Source organism: Microbacterium sp. NPDC058342 (assembly GCF_042723935.1).
Taxonomy (GTDB): Bacteria; Actinomycetota; Actinomycetes; order Actinomycetales; family Microbacteriaceae; genus Microbacterium.
Genome location: NZ_JBHXID010000001.1, coordinates 177,077 through 197,701, shown reverse-complemented (window position 1 = coordinate 197,701; position 20,625 = coordinate 177,077). Strand labels below are relative to the sequence as shown.

General features: G+C 71.4%; 20 protein-coding genes. 12 read left to right on the top strand and 8 right to left on the bottom strand.

Features of this window, described 5'->3' with window-relative positions:
• Nucleotides 1-230: 230 nt before the first annotated feature.
• Nucleotides 231-800, bottom strand: coding sequence for a TetR/AcrR family transcriptional regulator (locus tag ACFWHT_RS00910; RefSeq protein ID WP_378824589.1), 570 nt, complete (start codon nt 798-800; stop codon nt 231-233).
• Between the two features lie 105 nt (nt 801-905).
• Here ACFWHT_RS00910 and ACFWHT_RS00905 point away from each other — a divergent pair, with 105 nt between their 5' ends.
• From ACFWHT_RS00905 to ACFWHT_RS00895, 3 genes are all read left to right on the top strand, one after another.
• A complete protein-coding gene (locus tag ACFWHT_RS00905; protein WP_378824587.1) occupies nt 906-1,901 on the top strand; it encodes an SDR family NAD(P)-dependent oxidoreductase in 996 nt (331 codons plus the stop codon).
• Between the two features lie 103 nt (nt 1,902-2,004).
• Entirely contained in the window at nt 2,005-2,490 is a 486-nt protein-coding gene (locus tag ACFWHT_RS00900) for a pyridoxamine 5'-phosphate oxidase family protein (protein ID WP_378824585.1), read from the top strand.
• A 139-nt stretch (nt 2,491-2,629) separates the two neighbouring features.
• Entirely contained in the window at nt 2,630-4,168 is a 1,539-nt protein-coding gene (locus ACFWHT_RS00895; protein WP_378824583.1) for a DUF222 domain-containing protein, read from the top strand.
• 419 nt (nt 4,169-4,587) lie between these two features.
• Here ACFWHT_RS00895 and ACFWHT_RS00890 read toward each other — a convergent pair whose 3' ends face one another.
• Nucleotides 4,588-5,040 carry a VOC family protein gene (locus ACFWHT_RS00890; protein ID WP_378824581.1) on the bottom strand — a complete coding sequence of 151 codons (453 nt, stop codon included), beginning with the start codon at nt 5,038-5,040 and terminating at the stop codon, nt 4,588-4,590.
• A gap of 102 nt (nt 5,041-5,142) precedes the next feature.
• On the opposite strand from ACFWHT_RS00890, the gene ACFWHT_RS00885 reads away from it, so the two are divergent.
• The 4 genes from ACFWHT_RS00885 to ACFWHT_RS00870 all read left to right on the top strand — a co-directional run bounded on the left by ACFWHT_RS00885 (nt 5,143) and on the right by ACFWHT_RS00870 (nt 9,311).
• On the top strand, nt 5,143-6,117 hold the full coding sequence (locus ACFWHT_RS00885) for a helix-turn-helix transcriptional regulator (protein ID WP_378824579.1): 975 nt from the start codon (nt 5,143-5,145) through the stop codon (nt 6,115-6,117).
• Between the two features lie 78 nt (nt 6,118-6,195).
• Nucleotides 6,196-8,520, top strand: a complete 2,325-nt coding sequence (gene purL / locus ACFWHT_RS00880; RefSeq protein ID WP_378824578.1) for a phosphoribosylformylglycinamidine synthase subunit PurL — start codon at nt 6,196-6,198, stop codon at nt 8,518-8,520.
• On the top strand, nt 8,517-8,663 hold the full coding sequence (locus tag ACFWHT_RS00875) for a hypothetical protein (RefSeq protein ID WP_378824576.1): 147 nt from the start codon (nt 8,517-8,519) through the stop codon (nt 8,661-8,663). Before purL ends, ACFWHT_RS00875 begins: the two co-directional genes overlap by 4 nt.
• Before the next feature lie 54 nt (nt 8,664-8,717).
• Nucleotides 8,718-9,311, top strand: a complete 594-nt coding sequence (locus ACFWHT_RS00870; RefSeq protein WP_378824574.1) for a short chain dehydrogenase — start codon at nt 8,718-8,720, stop codon at nt 9,309-9,311.
• Between the two features lie 137 nt (nt 9,312-9,448).
• Here ACFWHT_RS00870 and gnd read toward each other — a convergent pair whose 3' ends face one another.
• Nucleotides 9,449-10,504, bottom strand: a complete 1,056-nt coding sequence (gene gnd, locus ACFWHT_RS00865) for a phosphogluconate dehydrogenase (NAD(+)-dependent, decarboxylating) (protein WP_378824572.1) — start codon at nt 10,502-10,504, stop codon at nt 9,449-9,451.
• Between the two features lie 94 nt (nt 10,505-10,598).
• On the opposite strand from gnd, the gene ACFWHT_RS00860 reads away from it, so the two are divergent.
• Both ACFWHT_RS00860 and ACFWHT_RS00855 read left to right on the top strand, forming a co-directional pair.
• On the top strand, nt 10,599-10,949 hold the full coding sequence (locus ACFWHT_RS00860; RefSeq protein WP_378824570.1) for a TraR/DksA family transcriptional regulator: 351 nt from the start codon (nt 10,599-10,601) through the stop codon (nt 10,947-10,949).
• A gap of 72 nt (nt 10,950-11,021) precedes the next feature.
• Entirely contained in the window at nt 11,022-11,522 is a 501-nt protein-coding gene (locus tag ACFWHT_RS00855; RefSeq protein ID WP_378824568.1) for a gluconokinase, read from the top strand.
• Nucleotides 11,523-11,550: 28 nt separating this feature from the next.
• Here ACFWHT_RS00855 and ACFWHT_RS00850 read toward each other — a convergent pair whose 3' ends face one another.
• Together ACFWHT_RS00850 and ACFWHT_RS00845 are read right to left on the bottom strand one after the other, a co-directional pair.
• Nucleotides 11,551-12,612 (bottom strand): dihydrodipicolinate synthase family protein, encoded by a 1,062-nt coding sequence (locus ACFWHT_RS00850; RefSeq protein ID WP_378824566.1) that lies wholly within the window; start codon nt 12,610-12,612, stop codon nt 11,551-11,553.
• On the bottom strand, nt 12,612-13,640 hold the full coding sequence (locus tag ACFWHT_RS00845; protein ID WP_378824564.1) for an NAD-dependent epimerase/dehydratase family protein: 1,029 nt from the start codon (nt 13,638-13,640) through the stop codon (nt 12,612-12,614). The genes ACFWHT_RS00850 and ACFWHT_RS00845 overlap by 1 nt, the downstream gene beginning before the upstream one ends.
• A gap of 197 nt (nt 13,641-13,837) precedes the next feature.
• On the opposite strand from ACFWHT_RS00845, the gene ACFWHT_RS00840 reads away from it, so the two are divergent.
• Nucleotides 13,838-14,980, top strand: a complete 1,143-nt coding sequence (locus ACFWHT_RS00840) for an ROK family protein (RefSeq protein WP_378824561.1) — start codon at nt 13,838-13,840, stop codon at nt 14,978-14,980.
• On the top strand, nt 14,977-15,681 hold the full coding sequence (locus ACFWHT_RS00835) for an SGNH/GDSL hydrolase family protein (RefSeq protein ID WP_378824559.1): 705 nt from the start codon (nt 14,977-14,979) through the stop codon (nt 15,679-15,681). The genes ACFWHT_RS00840 and ACFWHT_RS00835 overlap by 4 nt, the downstream gene beginning before the upstream one ends.
• 33 nt (nt 15,682-15,714) lie before the next feature.
• On the opposite strand, the gene ACFWHT_RS00830 is transcribed toward ACFWHT_RS00835, so the two are convergent.
• The 3 genes from ACFWHT_RS00830 to ACFWHT_RS00820 are packed head-to-tail and all read right to left on the bottom strand — an operon-like array spanning nt 15,715 to nt 19,692.
• The gene (locus tag ACFWHT_RS00830) at nt 15,715-16,332 is read right to left on the bottom strand and encodes a response regulator (RefSeq protein WP_378824558.1); all 618 of its coding nucleotides are present in this window, start codon (nt 16,330-16,332) and stop codon (nt 15,715-15,717) included.
• The gene (locus tag ACFWHT_RS00825) at nt 16,329-17,627 is read right to left on the bottom strand and encodes a sensor histidine kinase (protein ID WP_378824557.1); all 1,299 of its coding nucleotides are present in this window, start codon (nt 17,625-17,627) and stop codon (nt 16,329-16,331) included. The genes ACFWHT_RS00830 and ACFWHT_RS00825 overlap by 4 nt, the downstream gene beginning before the upstream one ends.
• Nucleotides 17,593-19,692, bottom strand: a complete 2,100-nt coding sequence (locus tag ACFWHT_RS00820) for an MMPL family transporter (RefSeq protein ID WP_378824556.1) — start codon at nt 19,690-19,692, stop codon at nt 17,593-17,595. The genes ACFWHT_RS00825 and ACFWHT_RS00820 overlap by 35 nt, the downstream gene beginning before the upstream one ends.
• Before the next feature lie 143 nt (nt 19,693-19,835).
• Between ACFWHT_RS00820 and ACFWHT_RS00815 the strand changes: the two genes are divergently transcribed.
• Nucleotides 19,836-20,591 (top strand): hypothetical protein, encoded by a 756-nt coding sequence (locus tag ACFWHT_RS00815; protein ID WP_378824555.1) that lies wholly within the window; start codon nt 19,836-19,838, stop codon nt 20,589-20,591.
• The last annotated feature ends 34 nt before the right edge of the window (nt 20,592-20,625 follow it).

Sequence of the window (20,625 nt, the reverse complement as noted above, 5' to 3'; positions counted from 1 at the left end):
CGGCCTCAGCGTCGCGCACAACCTGGAACAGAAGCCGACGAGCCGAGTCGGCGGTCCGGCCCTTACCGAGCCGGTCAGCGATATCGTCATGCTGACCGGCAGGTAGGGGCCATTCTTGCTTGCTCGAACGGCTCCAAGTGCTTGCGGGCGTAGTCCCTGGACGCAGCTCACGCCGCGAACCTCGCCGCGGCTGGCAACACCCACGAGCGCACCAGATCCAGCGATCCTCCCTAGGCCCCGATCCCCCGCATCATCACGCGCACGGTCTCCTCGACCCGCTTCTTCCCCAGCGGCCGGCCGAGCAGCGCCGCGTAGCTCGCGATGGCCACGAGCTGGTCGGCAACGACTTCGGCATCGATATCCGACCGAACCTCGCCCGCTTCGACGGCGAGCGCGAGCCGCCTGGTCACCCAGTCGCGGATCGGCGCCGCCAGGCGCTCGTTGAGGCCCGTGCCGAGCTCGGCATCCGTCGCGGTCACCGCGATCAGAGCGCGCGCGAGTTCGACGTTGGCGGCGTTTCCCTGCTGGTCGGACAGCAGCGAGAACCAGGCCCGCAGGTCCGCGGCGAGGTCATCCGTGAAGGCAACCTCCACGTCGGCCCCGGGCAGCTCGCCCTCCAGCAGCGCCTCGCCGAGGATCGCCGCCTTCGACGGCCACCAGCGGTAGATCGTCTGCTTAGACACCCCCGCCTCTGCCGCCAGCCCCTCGATCGTCACCGCCGCGTAACCCTCCGCCGTCAGCGCACGGCGCATCGATGCCAGCACCGACTGCCGGGCTTTCTCACTGCGGGGACGGGGCACGGATTCAGGCTATCGGGCGTACAGTGGAATTACGAGACGGTGCGTTGCGTTATAGCGAAGAGGCGAAAGCCCCGGCGACCGGCACGGCGAACAGAAGGAGACATCATGGCACTGACCGCACACTCCACCATCGGCGAGTGGCTGAACGACCCGACGGGCGGCGATCTCATCAAGAACCTGTTCGAGAAGACCGGCGCCGACCCCGAGCTGCTCACCCCCGTGCTCGGCCTCCCCCTGCAGCAGCTCGTCGCCATGAGCCAGGGCGCCCTGCCGCAGTCGGTCGTCGACGACCTCGTCCGCACCGCGAACGGCGGCGAGATCCCCGAAGACGCCGCGCCCACCGGCTGGGTCGAGAACATCACCGCCGGACGCTTCGCCGGAAAGACCGTGATCGTCACGGGCGCAGCATCCGGAATCGGCAAGGCGACGGCCTCGCGCATTGCGCGCGAGGGCGGGCGCGTGATCGCGGCCGACATCTCCGCCGACCAGCTGGATGCCCTCAAGACCGAGCTGCCCGACGTCGTCACCGTCGCCGGCGATCTCACCCAGCAGGACGCGATCGACGCCGTCATCGCCGCCGCCGGCGACCGCATCGACGCCCTCGCGAACGTCGCCGGCATCAACGACGACTTCTCACCCGCAGGCGAGACCACGGATGCCGTGTGGGATCGCGTGATCGCGATCAACCTCACCGCACCGTTCAGACTCATGCGCGCCGTGCTGCCCGTGATGGAGAAGGCCGGCCGCGGCAGCATCCTCAACGTCGCCAGCGAAGCCGGCCTGCGCGGCAACGCATCCGGCAACGCCTACACGGCCAGCAAGCACGGCATCATCGGCGTCACCAAGTCCGCCGCGTTCATGTACGGGCCCAAGGGCATCCGGGTGAATTCCGTCGCCCCGGGCGGCGTCGCCACCGGCATCCCGATGCCGCCGAACATGTCCCAGGTCGGCTCCGCGCGCCTCGCGCCGTTCCAGCAGGCGATCCCGTCGCTGGCGACCGCCGAGCACCTGGCCGCGTCCATCACCTTCCTGCTGAGCGACGACGCCGTGAACATCAACGGCGCGATCCTGGCATCCGACGGCGGGTGGTCGGTGCAGTAACGCACCATCCTCCGGTTAGCGGGCCTCGCCGGGTCTCACAACCCCCTCGCCCGACCGAGCGGGGACGGGCATCGTGGTGCATCCGACAGAAAGGTGCGACGACATGACCGACATGACGGATGACCGCAAGAAGCTGGCCGATCTCATCAAGGACTTCCGCTTCGCGATGCTCACCACGCAGGACCCCGACGGCAAGCTCGTCTCGCGACCGCTCACCGTGCAGGAGGCGGAGTTCGACGGCGACCTGTGGTTCCTCGTGTCCATGACCTCGTCGCCGGGGGCGACTCAGGCAGTGGATGCTGCGGCGAACGTGGCTCTCAGTTCGGACGACTCCTGGGTGTCGCTCTCGGGCATGGCGCGGCTCGTCGAGGATCGGCAGAAGGTCGACGAGCTGTGGAATCCGGTCGTCGAGGCCTGGTTCCCCGACGGCCCGGACGACCCCGATGTGGGCGTGCTGAAGTTCACGGCCGACTCCGCGGAGTACTGGAACATGCCGGGCGGCAAGATCTCCGCGGCGTTCAGCTTCGTCAAGGCGAAGCTCACCGGTGACAGCCCCGACGGCGGCGAGAGCGGCAAGGTCGACCTCTGACCCAGGACGCCCCGAGCGGGAGCGAAGCCCGGCGCACCTTGCGTGTGCCGGGCTTCGCTCGCGTTCCGCCGAGGTTGGCTGACCGGGTCGTCGTTCGGAACTCTGTTCGAATGTCGGAGGCCCTCTCGATACTGGAAGCATGACATTCGCGACCGAGATCACCGACCGCGCTGCCGCGCTGGTCGCGCTGATCGGCGCGGACGTCGAACCCGGCGAGCTCACCACGCGCGTTGCAGAGTTGAGCGACGCGGACGCCGTCTCGGTGGCCGAAGCGGCGGCGGCGATCGTGCGCTGCGCCGAGCTCGCGCAGGTCGCTGCAGTCGGGGTGATCGCCTCGCGCTCCGCCCGCGACGCGGGCCATTCCGGTCTCGCCCAGGCGCGCGGGCACCGCACGGCGGTCTCGCTGGTGCAGCAGCTGACCGGAGCGGGAAGAGCGGATGCGGCGCGCAAGGTGCGCGTGGGCGAATCGCTGCTCGGGGCGCACGCGCCGGACGTCGCGGGGACAGATGCCCGTGCGCGCGCCGATGTCGACGGCGCGACGGAGGCGACGGATGCCGACGGCGAGCCGCCCGCATGCGAGGGCGGTCCGCCCTGGCACGCACCGTTGACCGCCGCACTGCTCGCCCAGACGATCACGACCGCGCAACACGACGCGATCCGCAGCGCGCTCGGGGAGCCGCCCGTCGACGCGTGGGGAGCCGCGGCGGACGATGGCGGTGCGGATTCGGCGTCCGCCGCCCGGCAGGCCTGGTCGCGAGCCGCAGAACATCTCGTCACCGAAGCCGGGGTCCGATCGCTGGAGGAGCTGCGCAGTGCCGCCCGGTCCCTTCGCGACCGGCTCGACCCCGACGGTGCGCATCGCCGCTTCCTGGAGCGGTTCGAGCGACGCAGCTTCCGGCTCTGGACGGATGCCGACGGCAACCGCCGCGGCTCGTTCCTGTTCGACGACGAGGGTGGCCTGTTCGCGCAGACCGTGCTCGACAGCGCGCTGCGGCCGCGGCGCGGCGGGCCGCGATTCGTCGACTCCGCCGAACGCGAGCGCGCGACGCGGCTGACCGACGACGAGCGCACCAACGATCAGCTCGCGTACGACCTGTTCCTCGACGTGCTGCGCGCCGGCACCCTGGCCGACGCCGAGAGTGTGTTCGGAACCCGGCAGGCCGGGGTGCGGCTGGTGCAGGTGGTCGACGCATCGGGCGCCACCGCGCCGACCGCACACAGCGAAGACGGCCTGACGACCCTGCCCTCCGCCGCCTCCGATCAGCGCATCTGCGACAGCGGACACGTTCCTGTGACCGTCGATGCGTGCGGCAACCCGCTCGACGTCGGGCGAGAGCACCGGCTGTTCACGCCGCGGCAACGGATCGCGCTCGCCGTGCGCGACGGCGGATGCATGTGGCCGGGCTGCGACCGGCCCGCCTCGTACTGCGAGGCGCACCACGCCGACCACTGGGCTGAGCACGAAGGCCGCACCGACATCGACCGGGGCATCCTGATCTGCCGGTTCCATCACATGAACCTGCACCATCACGGCTGGCGGATCACGCGGCGCGGCAAAGACGACTTCGTCCTGAAGCACCCGGACGGCCGGGAGACCGTCCTGCACCGCCGAGCTGCGCTCGCCTACGCCTGGGCCGGCATCGACCCGCCGCCGCGAAGATTCAGACCGACCGCGTGAAGCGCGGCTGTTCATGCGGCGGGGACCGACGCTGACCGGCTGAGCGACCCGGCGCGGCGAAGATTCAGACCGACCAGGTGAGGCGCGGCTGTTCATGCGGCGGAGACCCGCGCCGACCGGCTGAGCGACCCGGCAGTCGGCCGAACGGGTGGTCGGGCTGCACCGGCGAGCCGCAGAACCGCCGAGCCGGGCCGGCGTCCCGGTCCGGCCGGCGTCACGGTCCGGCCGGCGTCGCGGTCCGGCCGGCGCCACGGTCCGGCCGGCGTCGCGGTCCGGCCGGCGCCACGGCCCGACCGGCGTCGCGATCCGGTCACCGGCTGAGCACCGACCGCCCGCCCGCACGCAGAACCGAACTGGCCGCAGAGCCGCCCGCCCGCAGAACCGGACCGCGGAGCAACCGACCCGAACCCGGCGGCCGCCTACGCGGCGCGCACGTCGAGCACCCAGACCACCCCGAACCGGTCGGCCAGCATCCCGAACCCGGGCGACCACGCCGACGACGCCAGGTCTTCGATGACGACCGCACCCTCGGCCAGCGCCTCCCACAGACCGCGAAGCTCATCGAGCGAGTCCGCCCGCAGCGACTGGAAGAAGGGCCGATCCGTGAACGTCATGCCGTTCTCGCGCCGCGTCGAGACCGCGGCATCCTCCTCCGGCTCCAGGCCGGGAACGTCGTACGCCATCAGCCGCAGCCCACCGGGCGCCTCCAGCTGCCCGAACACGACCCGGTCTGCGCCCGGCGCATCAGCCGGCATCCCCACGTCGCCGTAGGTCGCGAGCGTCACCTCGCCGCCGAAGACGGACTGGTAGAACTGCAGCGCCGAGCGGGCGGTGCCGGGAAGGTTCAGGTGCGTCGTGGTGGTGATCGTCATGAGCTGTCCTCTCGTGGATGGGATGACCGGCGATCCGGTCATCACCGATGATTCCCGCAGTAGCGGTCAGATCGTGTCCTCAACCGAGGGCAGACTGAAGAGATGATCACAAGCCCGTCCCGCATGCTGAACCTGCTCTCGCTCCTGCAGGTCCCCCGCGACTGGCCGGGGCGCGAACTCAGCGAGCGCCTGAACGTGAGCCCGCGCACCGTGCGGCGCGACGTCGAGAGGCTTCGCGAACTCGGCTATCGGATCGGCGCCATCAAAGGACCCTACGGTGGCTATCGCCTGGCGGCCGGGTCCGAACTCCCGCCCCTCCTGTTCGACGAGGAGCAGGCCGTCGCGATCGCCATCGCTCTGCACAGCTTCGCAGAGACCGGCATCGACCTCGACGACGGCGCGGCGCGCGCGCTGGCGACCATCCGCCAGGTGATGCCCTCGCACCTGCGCCACCGCATCGACGGCATCCGCTTCACCACCACCGGCACCCCAGAACGCGTCGACCGCACCGCATTCGAGGCGGCGAGCGCCGCCGTACGCGATCGGCAGACCCTGCGCTTCGCCTACGGCGACGGCGGGGACGACAGGCCACCGCGTCGCACCGAGCCGCACGCCGTCGTCGCCAGGCACGGCCGCTGGTACCTTCTCGCGTGGGATCTCGATCGCGAGGGCTGGCGGACGTTCCGCCTCGACCGGATGACCCCGCGCACCCCGACCGGGCCCGGGTTCACCCGGCGTCCACTCCCCGCCGCCGACGCGCAGACCTACCTCAACGCACGTGCCAAGGGAGCCCAGACCGAGGACCGGTGGCCGTGCGTCGGCGAGGTCGTGCTCGAGCTTCCCGCAGCGGACATCGCGCCCTGGGTCGGCGACGGTGAGCTTCGGGCGATCGACGAGCGCTCCTGCGCCGTGACGATCGGCTCCTGGTCGTGGACCGGGGTACTCGCCTCCGTCGCCCGGTTCGACGCGCCGTTCCGAATCGTCGGGCCGCCGGAGCTCGCCACCGCGGCGGCCACCCTCTCCGCGCGCGTCGCGGCGGCGGTCCCGACGCGCGAGTCCACCACCGGATCCGAGTGACATCGCGCGCCGCTTCGGGCCGTGTGCGCCCCGGTAGACTTGGACCCGCCCCGCCGGCCCCTTCCTCTTGGAGTGCGCGTGACCACCCCGAACACCCCCACCCAGCACGTTCCCGACTCGGTCGAGAACGCGATCGCGACGCCCGAGAAGGAGCAGCCCTACGGCGCCCTGGGCCTCAAGGACGACGAGTACGCCAAGATCCGCGAGATCCTCGGTCGCCGCCCCACGTCGGGCGAGCTCGCGATGTACTCGGTCATGTGGAGCGAGCACTGCTCCTACAAGTCCTCCAAGAACTACCTGCGCCGGTTCGGCGCCAAGGTCTCCGACGAGATGAAGGAACGGCTCATGGTCGGCATGGGCCAGAACGCCGGCGTCATCGACGTGGGCGAGGGCTGGGCGGTCACCTTCAAGGCCGAGTCGCACAACCACCCCTCCTTCATCGAGCCGTTCCAGGGAGCGGCCACCGGCGTCGGCGGCATCGTCCGCGACATCATCTCGATGGGCGCCCGCCCGGTCGCGGTGATGGATGCCCTGCGCTTCGGCGCCATCGACCACCCCGACACCCCGCGGGTCGTGCACGGCGTGACCGCCGGCATCAGCTTCTACGGCAACTGCCTGGGGCTTCCGAACATCGGCGGCGAGACCGTCTTCGACGCCGTCTACCAGGCCAACCCCCTCGTCAACGCCCTGGCCGTGGGCGTGCTGCGTCACGAGGACCTCAAGCTCGCGAACGCCACCGGCGTCGGCAACAAAGTCGTGCTCTTCGGCGCCCGCACGGGCGGCGACGGCATCGGCGGCGCCAGCATTCTGGCATCCGACTCCTTCGACTCCACCGGCCCCACCAAGCGGCCCGCCGTGCAGGTCGGCGACCCGTTCGCCGAGAAGGTGCTCATCGAGTGCTGCCTCGAGCTGTACAAGTCCGAGCTCGTCGAGGCCATCCAGGACCTGGGCGCCGCCGGCATCTCGTGCGCCACCAGCGAGCTGGCCGCCAACGGCGACAGCGGCATGCACGTCTCGCTCGACAACGTGCTGCTGCGCGACCCGTCACTCACCGCCGAAGAGATCCTCATGAGCGAGTCGCAGGAGCGCATGATGGCGATCGTCGCGCCCGAGAAGCTCGACGCGTTCCTGGCGGTCGTGAACAAGTGGGAGGTCGAGACCAGCGTGCTCGGCGAGGTCACCGGCGACGGACGCCTCGTCATCGACTGGCAGGGCGAGCGCATCGTCGATGTCGACCCGTCCACGGTCGCCGTCGACGGGCCGGTCTACGACCGCCCGGTCGCCTACCCGACGTGGATCGACGCGCTGCAGGCGGATGCCGCGGAGCTGCTCCCGCGCGCCGACGAACCCGCACAGCTGCGGGAGCAGTTCCTCAAGCTGGTCGCCTCGCCGAACCTGGCCGACACCAGCTGGATCACCAACCAGTACGACTACTACGTGCTCGGCAACACCGCCCTCGCCTTCCCCGACGACGCCGGCATGATCCGCGTCGACGAGGAGTCGGGATTGGGCTTCTCGATCTCCACCGACGCGAACGGCCGCTACTGCCAGCTCGACCCGTACACGGGAGCGCAGCTGGCGCTGGCCGAGGCGTACCGCAACGTCGCCGTCACCGGCGCCACCCCCACGGCCATCACCGACTGCCTCAACTTCGGATCGCCCGAGAACCCCGAGGTCATGTGGCAGTTCGGGCAGACTGTCGACGGCCTGGCAGACGGATGCTACGAGCTGGGCACCCCGGTCACCGGCGGCAACGTCTCGTTCTACAACCAGACGGGCGACGTGCCGATCCACCCGACCCCGCTGGTCGGCGTGCTCGGCATCGTCGACGACGTCTCGCGCCGCATCCCGTCGGGCTGGCAGGACGCGGGCCAGAACATCTACCTGCTCGGCACCACGTCCACCGAGCTGAGCGGCTCGGCCTGGGCCGACGTCATCCACGGCCACCTGGGCGGTCGTCCGCCGGCCGTCGACCTCGCCGGTGAGAAGCGCCTCGCCGGTCTGATCGGCGCGGCACGCGACGAATGGCTGATCTCCTCGGCCCACGACCTGTCCGAGGGTGGCCTGGGGCAGGCCCTCGCCGAGGGCGTCATGCGCTTCGGCGTGGGCGCGCGCGTCTGGCTGACCGAGCTGATGGAGCGCGACGGCGTGGATGCCGCATCCGCACTGTTCTCGGAATCGACTGGCCGTGTCATCGTGACCGTCCCGCGCGAGGACGACGTGAAGTTCCGCGGGCTCTGCGAGGGCCGCGGATACCCGGTGCTGCGCATCGGCGTGACCGACACGGAGCCCGCGCTCGAGGTGCAGGACGTCTTCACCGTCACCGCGGCCGAGCTGCGCGAGACCTCGCGCGCGACGCTGCCGGCCGTGTTCGGGCCCACGGTCGCCGAGCCCGTGGCGTGACCGACATCATGGACACCGACGAGGACTACGGCGATCTCGGCGAACGCCGCAGCCGTCGCATCCGCCTCGTCGCGTGGGTGACGATCATCGCACTCATCGTCGGCGGCGGCGGCGCGACCGCGTTCACGTTGCTGTTCGGCTGAGACACAGCGCGGCGCGCGCCGCGCGGCCGCAGAACGACAACCGGAGGAGAGATCATGAAGGCATTGGTCATCGGAGCGACCGGCACGATCGGGGGCATCGTCGCGGGCGCACTCGAGAGCCGCGGGCACGAGGTCCTACGAGCTTCGCGCAGCAGCGAGCATGCCGTGGACGTCGCGGATCCGGAATCGATCGCCGGGCTGCTCGCCGAGACCGGTGAGGTCGACGCGGTCGTCGTCGCCGTCGGATCGGTCCCGTTCAAGCCCCTGGGCGAACTCTCCCGAGACGACTACGCCGGGGCGTTCACGTCGAAGACGCTCGCGCAGATCGACGTCGTGCGCCTCGCCCTCCCGCACCTGCGCGACGGCGGGTCGATCACGCTGACCAGCGGCGTGCTCGCCCGCGAGCCGATCGCCACCGGTGCGGCTGCGGCCATGGCCAACGGCGCCCTCGAATCGTTCGTGATCACCGCCGCCGCCGAGGCGCCCCGCGGCATCCGCATCAACGCCGTCTCACCCGACGTGCTCGCCAGCTCGCCGGCCTACCACGCCTCGTTCCCCGGCCACCGCCCGGTCACCGACGAGGAGATCGCCCACGCCTACGTGCGCTCGGTCGAAGGCATCGTCACCGGGCGCATCCTCACAGTCTGACGCGCGGCGCCCCCACCCCCCTGGGCCGACGGCACCCCGGGCCGATGTGGCGCAACACGCCGCATCGGCACGGGTGGATGCGACCATATGCGCCACATCGACGCTGCCGCCCGTGCCACGCGCGGCAGCGCCGCGGGTCACCCCGCGTCGGACTTGCGCCCACCCGCCTCGAGCTTGTCACCGGCGGGCAGCTCCTTGTGCCCGCCGAACTGCAGGCGCATCGCCGAGAGCACCTGGTTGGCGAACTGATCCTCGTCGCGCGATGCGAACCGTTCGAACAGCGATGCCGCCAGCACCGGCACCGGCACACCGACATCCACCGCCGCCTTGACGGTCCAGCGGCCCTCGCCGGAGTCCGACACCCGCCCCGCGAGTCCGTCCAGCGTGGGGTTCTCGTGCAGCGCGGTCGCGGTCAGATCCAGCAGCCACGACGAGATCACCGAGCCCCGCCGCCACAGCTCCGACACCTTGGACGTGTCGATCGGGAACTGGTAGAACTCGGGCTCCTCCAGCGGTGCGACCTCGGCCGAGTGCTCCGCCTCGCGCACCCCGGCGTCCGCGTTCTCCAGCAGGTTCAGCCCCTCGGCGAGCGCGGCCATGATCCCGTATTCGATGCCGTTGTGCACCATCTTCACGAAGTGCCCGGCACCCGACGGACCGCAGTGCAGATAGCCCTGCTCCTCGGGGGCCAGCTCACCGGTGCGCCCGGGGGTGCGCTCGATCTCGCCGACGCCCGGCGCGATGGTCTTCAGCAGCGGCTCGATGTGGGCGACCGCGGCATCCGACCCTCCGACCATCAGGCAGTACCCGCGCTCGAGGCCGAACACCCCGCCGCTGGTGCCGGCGTCCACGTACTCGATGCCCTTCTCGCGCATGGCCTTGGCGCGGCGCACGTCGTCGCGGTAGTTGGAGTTGCCGCCGTCGATGAGGATGTCGCCGGGCTCGAGCACCTCGGCGATCTGGTCGGCGACGGTCCCCGTCAGCGAGGCGGGCACCATCATCCACACGACACGCGGCGCCTGCAGCTTCGCGGCGAAGTCGGCCAGGTCGGACGCCCCGGTCGCGCCCTCCGAGGCCAGCTCGGCGACCGCCTCCTGGTTCACGTCGTAGGCGACGCATTCGTGCCCGTCGCGCATCAGGCGGCGCACGATGTTCGCGCCCATCCGTCCGAGTCCGATCATTCCCAGCTGCATGGTGTCTCCTCGCGTCGGTGGCCTCGTTCCATCGTCACGCACCGGCGGATGAGGGGCAAGGGAGGTCGCGGATGCCGACGTCTAGGGTGTGAGGATGAGTCCGATCAGTCGCGAGAGCCTCACCGCGCGAAGAGCGGATGCCGTCGCACGCGCCGAATCCGCGGCATCCGCCCTGGCCGGGCTCGTGCACGACCGGCGGGGCTCGAACGACGACGACGAGCACGACCCCGAGGGCGTGACGCTGTCGTCGGAGTGGTCGCGGCTCTCGGCGCTGGCGGACGCCGCTGCCGACGAGGTGCATCGGTTCGATGAGGCGCTGCACCGGTGGGATGCCGGCACCTACGGCAGCTGCGCGAGCTGCGGTCGGCCCATCCCGCCCGGCCGCCTGGAGGTGCGCCCGTTCGCCGAGCTGTGCGTGCCGTGCGCGGAGAAGGCCGGGCGCTGAACGGCTGCCCTACAACCGCCTCGCCGACGGCAGCGTTCACGACTGATGACGCGGGCACGCGAAGATGGAGCGATGAGCACACCGCTGCCACCCATCGTGATCATGGGCGTCTCGGCCGTCGGCAAGACGACGGTCGGCCTCGAGATCGCCCGCCAGTCGGGCGGGAGCTTCATCGACGCGGACGACCTGCACGGCGCGGCGAACGTCGCGAAGATGAGCGCCGGCATCCCGCTCGACGACGACGACAGGTGGCCCTGGCTCGACCGGGTGGGCGCCGCTCTCCTTCCCGGAACCGTCGTCGCCTGCTCGGCGCTCCGGCGCGTCTACCGCGACGCGCTGCGCCGGCGGGCGCCCGACGCGTTCTTCGTGCATCTGGATGCGGATGCCACGATACTGCTCGAGCGGGCGGCGGATCGCGAGGGGCACTTCATGCCGCCCGCACTGCTGGCCTCCCAGTTCGACACGCTGGAGCCCCTCCAGGGCGATGAGTCGGGGATCGTCGTCGACGTCGATGCGCTCGCGCCGAGCGCGATCGCGGAGCGCGCGCTCGACGGAGTCCGAGGGACCGGCTGAAACCGTCGCCCTCGGACGAATCACCGGCTCATCTCAGCCATTCGTCCCTGTGCCGTGCGATGAAGTCGTCGTCATTGAGCTCTGGGTAGGCTCTGCGCACGCGGGAGATCTCGTCGGCCTGGCCCGGCGACAGGGTCTCGCGGGGGTCGAGGCACCAGATGCCCTCGAGCAGACCCTGCTGCCGGAGCATCTCGTGAACCCCGGCGATGACACCGTGGAAGTCGTTGCCCGGATCGAAGACGGCCTGGTTCAGGTCCACGAGGTCGGCGCCTTGGCGCACCAGGCTCGCGCGGGCGTCCGCATCGCCCGCCGCGGCGCGCTGCGCGCGATCGAGCATGCCGACGGCGGCGCGTGTTCCCACCGCCCACTGCCCGAGCAGGCCGCCCACGAACCGCAGCGTGCGTGGCCCGTCCGGCGAATCGACATGGAACTCCGAGATCAGGTCGGAGACGATGGCGTCGTCGTTGCCGGTGTAGAGCGCGATCTCCGCGGCCCGGCCGGACTGGGCGACTCCGCGGACCAGCTCGAGGGTTCGGTAACGATCGAACGGTGCGGCCTTGACGGCGACCACCGAAGGGATCGAGGCGAACTCCCTCCAGAAGTCGCGGTCGAGCACCGGACCTCCGATCGCCGTCTGAAGGTAGAAGCCGATCACGGGGAGCACGTCCCCGACCGCCCGCGCGCGCTCGAGCAGCGCGGGGAGGTCGGCGCCGGGCACCCGCGGACTGACCAGCACGGCGTCGTACCCGAGGGAGCGCGCCAGCTCGGCCTCGGCGACGGCCTGCGCGGTGTCGCCGGCGACACCCGCGATGCGCACGACATCCGGGTCGCCGTGCGCATCCAGCTCCTCCGCGGCGAGCGCCAGCACCGGCTCGAAGAGCGCGTGCTGCGGCTCCCGGATCTCGAACTGGGTCGTGTGCACGCCGACCGCGACGCCGCCGGCCCCGGCAGCGAGGTAATACCGGGTGAGCGCGCGCTGGCGGCGCTCATCGAGCCGTCGTTCGGCGGTGAGAGCGAGCGGATGCGCCGGAATCACCGTGCCTCGCGCGAGGGTGCGCGCGGCCTGCGGGCGCAGCTGCGGGACGCCCATCAGAACTTCCCGTCCCGCACGGCCCACTTCGTGGGTTTGGCCGACATCGGCAGACCGGCGGCGAGCCACGCGGCCTGCAAGTTGATCAGGGTCTCAGCGCTGATCGCCGGGTAGCCGAACAGGGCCATGCAGCGTCGCGAGTCGTTCAGCAGCGCCGTCGGCTGCGGGTCGTCGATCAGCTCCACATCGCGGTCGAACAGCTCGCCGAATCGCTGCGCGAGCGATGCGACGCTGAGCGTCTCGGGTCCCGTGAGGTTCACGGTGAACACGTCGGCCGAGGCGTGCGAGAGGCTGCGCAGCACCACCTCGTTGGCGTAGCCCTGCCACACCACGTTCACGTTGGCTGTCGCCACCGACACCGGGTGGCCGGCGTGCACCGCGCTGGCGATGTCGGCGAGCACCCCGTAGCGGAGGTCGATGGCGTAGTTCAGCCGGACGATCGACACCCGGGTGCCGCGCTGCTGCGCTCCGAACTCGAACACCCGCTCCCGCCCCAGGCACGACTGGGCGTACTCGCCGATCGGCGACGGGGCGACGTCCTCGGAGGCGCCACCGGATGCCGGGGAGACGAACGGATAGACGTTGCCCGTCGACATCACGGCGATGGCGCTGTCGCGGTACCGGCGTGCGACGCGGTCGGGCAGGGCGGCGTTGACCTCCCACGCCCAGGACGGTGCGGTCGCGGCGCCGAACTTCGCACCGACCATGAAGACGACGTTCGGTGCGTCGGGAAGCTCGGAGAAGTCGTCGTTCTCGATCAGGTCGAACGGGATGACGTTCACGCCGGCGCTTTCCAGGCGCGTGCGCACCTCGGCATCGCCGAAGCGCGACACGGCGTGCACCGCGTCCTGCCGCCTCCCGGCGGCGTCGAGCGCACGGCGGGCGAGCATGGCCAGGGTCGGCCCCATCTTGCCGCCGGCTCCCAGGATCACCAGGTCGCCCGCCCCCTTCTCGAAGTCTTCGATCAGGCCGGCGCTCGGTGTCGCGAGCGCCTCTTCGAGCTCGGCCTCAGAGGTGAAGGGATTCATGGGTCTTCCGCGTCCTTTCCGGTCCGCCGGTCACGGGCCACATCGTCGTGGCTATTATGACACCCGGGTGGGATAATTGGTCAAGCCACCTGTTCCCGCAGGGAATGAATCGCCGGCGCCTTCCGCGTTCGACGAGTGTCAAAGCGCCGGCTCAGTAGGCTGGACGCGCCGGGACGGAGTCGAGGAAGGAGCCGGGCATGCCGGAGAGCCCCTCGATCGCGGCCCGCGTCGCCACGACACTGCGCGATGCCGGGCCGGCGACGATCACCGACCTCACGCGCTCCCTCGCCGTATCGCGCACGTCGGTGGAGAAGGCTCTGTCGATCCTCGAGACCTCGGGCATGATCGCCGGCGGTATCGCACCCGCCACCGGAGCCGGACGTCCAGCACGCCGATACGAGTTCGCTGCGGCCTCCGCCTCGGTCGTCGGCGTCGACATCGGAGCCGCGACCGTGCGCGTGCTCGTCTGCGACCTCGCCGGACGCGTCGTGCGCCACGAGACCCACCCGGGCATCACCGGTCAGACCGACGGAGCGGCGCAGCTCTCGGCCGTGATCGAGCACATCCGCGCCGCTCTCGACGGGCTTCCGCCCGCACGGGCGGTCGGCGCATCCCTGCCCGGCATCGTCGACGACGCGGGACGCGTGATCGCCTCCGTGGTCATCCCGGAGTGGTCGGGGATCGACATCGGCGCGCGTCTTCGCGACGCTCTCGGATGCCCCGTGTCGGTCGACAACGGCGTGCGCCTCGCGGCCGTCGCCGAGCATCATCTCGGAGCCGCGCAGCACGTCGACGACCTCCTCTACGTCTCCGTCGGCAACCGCATCGCGATGGGGCTCATCCTCGGCGGCGTCCCCCGCCGCGGCATCCACCACGCGGCCGGAGACATCGGCCGGCTCGCGTTCCGCGAATTGACCGATGCCACGGGCGAGCTGCGCTGGAGATCCGCCCCGAGCGGTGCCCAGGTGTTCTCCCGCGCGAGGGCCGGAGATGCGCAGGCCGTGGCCGAGCTGAGGACCTTCATCGACGAGCTGGCCCAGGGCATCGCCCTCCTGACGATGACCGTCGACCCGTCGATGATCGTCATCGGCGGAGGCCTCTCCGAGGCGCACGACGAGCTGATCTCTCCGCTGCGCAGCGCCCTCGACCGCAGCATCGGCATGCCGTTCCCGCTGTCGGTGACCGAGGCCCGCCTCGGCGCAGCCGCAGCAGCGCACGGCGCGCTGGTGCTGGCCTTCGACCGGCTGGGCCCGCACATCCACGCGGTCGCCGGCATGCCGGTGCCGCCGATCGAGCCACGCCCTCAGACGACCGCATCCCGGAAAGAGGATCCGACATGACCGATGACCTCGCCCGCCTTCACGCACTGCTCGCCGAGGGCACCCCGCTGAACTGGGTGCTCACGGGCGACTCGATCACGCACGGGCTCATCCACACCCAGGGAGCGCGCACCTATGCCGAGCACCTGCACGAACTCATTCGCGGCGACATGGCCCGCGTGCAGGACGTGCTGGTCGACACCGCGATCAGCGGCTGGCGGGTCGCCCAGCTGCTGAAGGACTTCGACCGCCGCGTCGCCACCTGGCGCCCGCACATCGTGACCCTGATGATCGGCACGAACGACTGCTCGACGGCGGGCGCGTTCCCCACGATCGAACCGGCCGCGTTCGGGGCATCCGTGACCGACTTCGTGCGCCGCGTGCGCGAGATCGGTGCGATCCCCGTGCTGCAGACGCAGCCGACCATCGACGTGCTGAACGCCCCCGAGCGGGCCCGCATCGCCGAGTTCGCGCAGGCCGTGCGCGATGTCGCAGAGGCCGAGAGGACCCTTCTCGTCGACCAGTTCGCGCGCTTCGGCGAGCTGGGCGCCGGGCGCCCGGGCGGCATGGCCTGGGGACTGCTCAACGATCCCTTCCACCCCGGTGCCGCCGGTCACGCGGTGCTCGCCCTGGGCGTCGCCGAGACGCTGGGCCTGCAGCCCGAATCCGAGCGCGACCGGGTTCTTCCCCACCTGCGCGCGCAGGTTCAGCTCGGTCGCTGACCCCCGCGGCATCGGCCGCGCGGATGCGGCCCGTCAGAGCAGGCCGGCCTCGCGGGCGACATGGATCGCGCGCGACCGGCTGTCGACGCCCAGCTTGGTGAAGATGTGGGCGAGATGGCTCTTCACCGTCGCCTCGGTCACGAACAGCGCGCGGGCGATCTCGCGGTTCGCCGCGCCGGTCGCGAGCAGTCGGAGCACCTCCGCCTCACGGTCGGTCAGCCGCGGCAGCGGACTGCGCAGGCCCTCCAGCAGCCGGGCGGCCAGTTCCGGGGCGAGCACCAGCTCGCCCCGCGCTGCCCGGCGGATGCCCTCGACGATCCTCTCCGGGGCCACCTCCTTGAGCAGGTAGCCCGACGCGCCCGCCTCGACGGCGCCGCGGATCTCGGCGTCTCGGTCGAAGGTCGTGAGGATGAGCACCGCGGGTGGGGGATCGAGGGCGCGCAGCGCCGCCGTGGTGCGGATGCCGTCCATCCCCTCACCCAGGCGCAGGTCGCAGAGCACGACGTCGGGATGCCGTTCCCCGGCCAGCACGATCGCCTCCTCGCCGGTCGCCGCCTCGCCGACGACCTGCACGTCGTCAGCGTCGAGCACGGCTCGCAGTCCGCTGCGGACGACGGGATGATCGTCGACGATCAGAACGGTGACGCTCATCGCTTCTCCTCTCCGATCGGATCGGCGTCGCCCGGCCGGGCGTTCCGCGGCCGACCGTCTCCCGGCCGAATGGGGACGTGGACCGAGATGGCCGTCCCCTCACCCGGCGCGCTCTCGACATCGAGTCCGCCGCCGAGCTCGCGCAGCCGCGCACGCATGAAGCGCAACCCGTGGCTGCCCGGCCAGGCGCGGCCACCGCGCTCCCACGCGCCGGCGTCGAAGCCGTGGCCGTCGTCGATGATGTCCAGCCGCACGAGCCGGTCGTCGTCGATCAGGCTCATCACCACGCGATCGGCGTCCGCATGCAGGCGCACGTTGGCCAGGGCCGACTGCGCGGTGCGCAGCAGGGCCACCTCGACCTCGGTGGTCAGCAGCGGAAGCGAGTCGTCGACATGCAGCTCCACCTGCAGCCCGGCCTCATCGCGGGCGCGGTCGAGCATGCGGCGGAGCGCGGCAGCCAGTGCATCCTCCTCCAGCTCGGCCGGGACCAGCGCGGCGACGATGCGGCGCACATCGGCGAGGCTGTCGCCGGCGAGCGCCTCGACCTGCGTGAGGGCGCGCGCGGCTTCGGCATCCGCGCTGCGTCCCGCTCCGGCGTGGGCGAGCAGACGGATGGAGGAGAGCGCCTGCGCGATGGTGTCGTGGATGTCGCGTGAGATGCGCATGCGCTCGGCGGCGGCGCCGGACCGGCGCTGCGCGAGCGCGAGCTCGTCCTGCAGCTCGGCCATCTCCTGCTGGGCCCTGGTGAGCGAGTCGACCAGTCGCTCGCGCTCGGCCGCGTCGCGCAGCAGCTGCAGGTACCCGCGGGAGATCCCGTAGGCGAACACCCCGCCGATGAGAGGCCCGAACACGTTCGCGTAGCTCGTGGCGCCGTGATGCAGGATCGGCGCGACGACCACGACGGCGAGCACCACGGCCGAGAAGAGCAGTCCCCACGGCACGGGGAGCAGATGGCCGGCGAGAAGCCAGAGCAGGAAGGCGACCCAGACGAACTCGGCCGACACCGCCACCGCGCCGAACCAGATCGCCGCGAAGCCGACCAGCCACCAGCTGGCCCATCGCCGCGAGCCGGTCCTCGACAGGAGCGCGCCTGCCGAATGCCAGGCGAGCACGGCGATTCCCGCGATGAGCGCCGCGACGACCGGTGTGCCGTCGCCGAGCGCGCGGATCACTCCGATCGCGCTGAGCACCCCGGCGATGACGTGCTGCCCCGTCTCCATGGCCCGCACGACGGGAAGGGACCGTTGCGGGCCCTGCCGGTCAGCGCGCGTCAGCGGCGCGTTCACGACGTTCATGCGTCCATTCTCCCCGCCGCGCTCGCACCCTGCCCGGCCACCAGATGGGGTCGCCCAGGAGGGCGAAGATCGCCGGCACGATCACGGTGCGCACGACGAGAGTGTCGACGAGCACTCCCACCCCCACGATCAGCCCGAGCTGCCCGAGCGTGACCAGGGGGAGCACACCGAGCGCCGCGAAGACGGCGGCCAGCACGATGCCGGCACTGGTGATCACACCCCCGGTGTGCGCGATCGCCTCGACCATGCCGTCCCGCGTACCCCGGGTGCCCGCCTCGGCCCGTGCGCGGTGCACGAGGAAGATCGTGTAGTCGATTCCCAGCGCCACCAGGAAGAGGAAGGCGAGCAGCGGCACCTGCAGATCGAGGGCGTGCTGGCCGAGCAGCATCCGGCTCAGCCACGCTCCCGCGCCGATCGCGGCGACCGCGCTGGCGAGGTTGACGAGCAGCAGCAGCACCGGCGCCACGATCGAGCGCAGCAGCGCGAGCAGCACGAGCAGGCTGACGGCGAGCACCAGCGGTGCGATGAGCAGCAGGTCGCGCTGGTTCCCCTCGCGCGCGTCGAGGTCGGTCGCGACCGCGCCGCCGACCACGGCGTCCGCATCCGGCACGGCGTGCACGACATCACGCAGCGCGGCGATCTGCTCGAGGCTTGCCGGTGTGCTCGGCGCGTACTCGCTGGTGACCATGATCTTCGTCAACGCCCCGTCGGCGCTCTCGCCGACGGGGTGGGCGCGCACCACCCCCTCGAGGTCCGCTGCGGCGGAGACGACGTCCTCGGCCTGCGCGCTGCGGGAGACGATGAGAATCGGCTGCGCTTCGCCCGCGGGGAAGTGCGCGGAGAGCGTCTGCAGCCCCGCGGCGGACTCGGACGGCACGCGGAACTTCTCCAGCTGATCCAGGCCGACGGAGGTGCCGAGCAGGCCGGCCGTCATGACGACCAGCAGGGCGGCGCCGGCGAGCAGGCTCGCCACCGGCCGACGGGCGACCGCCGAGGCGATGCGACGCCAGCCGCGCCCATGCCGGCGCGCATCGCCGGGGCGCGGCACGAACGGCCAGAACACCGCACGACCGCAGACGGCCAGCACCGGCGGCAGCAGGAACAGCACGGATGCCAGGGAGATCAGCAGTCCGATGGCCGAGGAGACGCCCAGGCCGTGCGTACCCGGGATCACCGCGAGCACCAGGGTGAGCAGGGCGAGTACGACCGTGGCGTTCGAGGCGACGATCGCCGGGGCGGTCGCGCGCCAGGCCGTGCTCAGCGCGCGGCGATGGTCGTCGGCGGCCTGCAGCTCCTCGCGATACCGCGAGATCAGCAGCAGCGCGTAGTTCGTGCCGGCGCCGAACACCAGCACGCTGATGATGCCCGCGTCGAACTGCAGTCCCCACAGCGCCCCCGCCGCCGCGGTCATCCTCCCCGCCAGGCCGTCGGCGAGCGCGACCACGACCAGCGGGATCAGCCACAGCACCGGCGAGCGGTAGGTGATGATCAGCAGCACGGCGACGATGAGGATCGTCACGAGCAGCAGCGTGAAGTCGGCCCCCTCGAAGGACGAGGCGACATCGGCGGCGAACGCCGGTCCGCCGGTCACCTGCATGCTCATCTCGGCGGGCACGTGCCCGGCGAGATCCGTGCGCAGCTCGTCGATCACCTCGGCCGTCGCCGCGTTGGTCCCGCCTGTCCTGATCGGCGTGACGAGCACGGCCGCTTCGCCGTCTTCGCTGGCCAGCGGGCCGGTGGCGTCGGCGTCCGCATGCCCGTCGAGCAGGGGAAGCAGCGCGGTCAGCTCGTCGAGCTGGCCCTTCGTCAGCGCCGCGCCGTCGTCACGCGAGGCCACCACGAGCACGGACTGGCGATCGGCGTTCGGGAACTTCGCCAGCAGCTCGCCGGCGCGGGTCGACTCCGCCCCCGCGGGCGCCTGGGCACTGCCCTCGGGCGCCTTCGCCGCCCCGAACACGCCGAACAGGATCACCAGGATCAGGACGACGAGGCCGAGCGAGATCCAGGCCCCTCGACGGGAGGTCAATCGGTCGGAGAGGGGACGCCGCATGCGGATTTCTGCCATGACATCCACTCCACCGGACGCCGAGATCCGCGTCATCGCGAAGGGGAGTGAACCCGGCGTCAGCCGAAAGGATGAGACGGTGGGGTCCACGCACTCGAATCGGAGCCGACGGTGGGGCGCACGCTGATTAGGCTGGGCACATCATGAATGACTTCTGGCCGTGGATCGGCGAGCACTGGTGGCTCGGGTTCGTCGCGTTCGGAATGCTCAGCGGGATCGCGGGCGGGATCTCGAAGTCGTGGGAGCGCTCCGCCAGACGCCGCCATGAGCGCCGTCTGGAGACCCTGCGGCTGAAGACCCAGCTCAAGACCGCCGAGCTCGAGGCGCGAGCAGGCGGCGGACGCAGAGGCGCCGCCGCCGTTCCGGCCGCGCAGCCGGCATCCGTCTCGCCGCACGACCTGCTCGAGCGGCTGTTCAAGGACCACGACGAGATCACCGCGCGCTGGCTCGACTACGAGCTCGACGTCGCCAAGCTCATCGCGTTCCCGGCCATGAGCGACGGCCGTCAGCCGCTCACCGCGGCGTTCCTGCGCGCCAAGCGCACCGCGGATGCGCTGCGGCCGGCATCGGCGGATGCGAAGGTCGGCGAGCAGCAGGTCTCGGAGTATCTCGACGCCGTCGGCGCCTACGCCGTGGCGTTCGAGGTCGCCGAGCGCGACGCCCGCCGCCTGCGCGACTCGTCGTTCTCGGAAGAGGAGCGCAAGCGCCTCGATCGCGCGCAGCACATGCTCAAGGTCGCCCTCGACGAGTCGGCCACGCAGGCCGAGCGGCAGGTCGCCTACAAGCGCGTGCGCGACGAGCTCGACGGCCTGATCGTGCTCTCGGACGACGCGGTGCAGGTGCTCGAGAAGCAGGTGGCCGGCGAGCTGTCCGCCTCCCCCGACCCTGACGTGCCCTGACCTGCACGCCGAGACCCCGTCGTGCCCCCTTCTG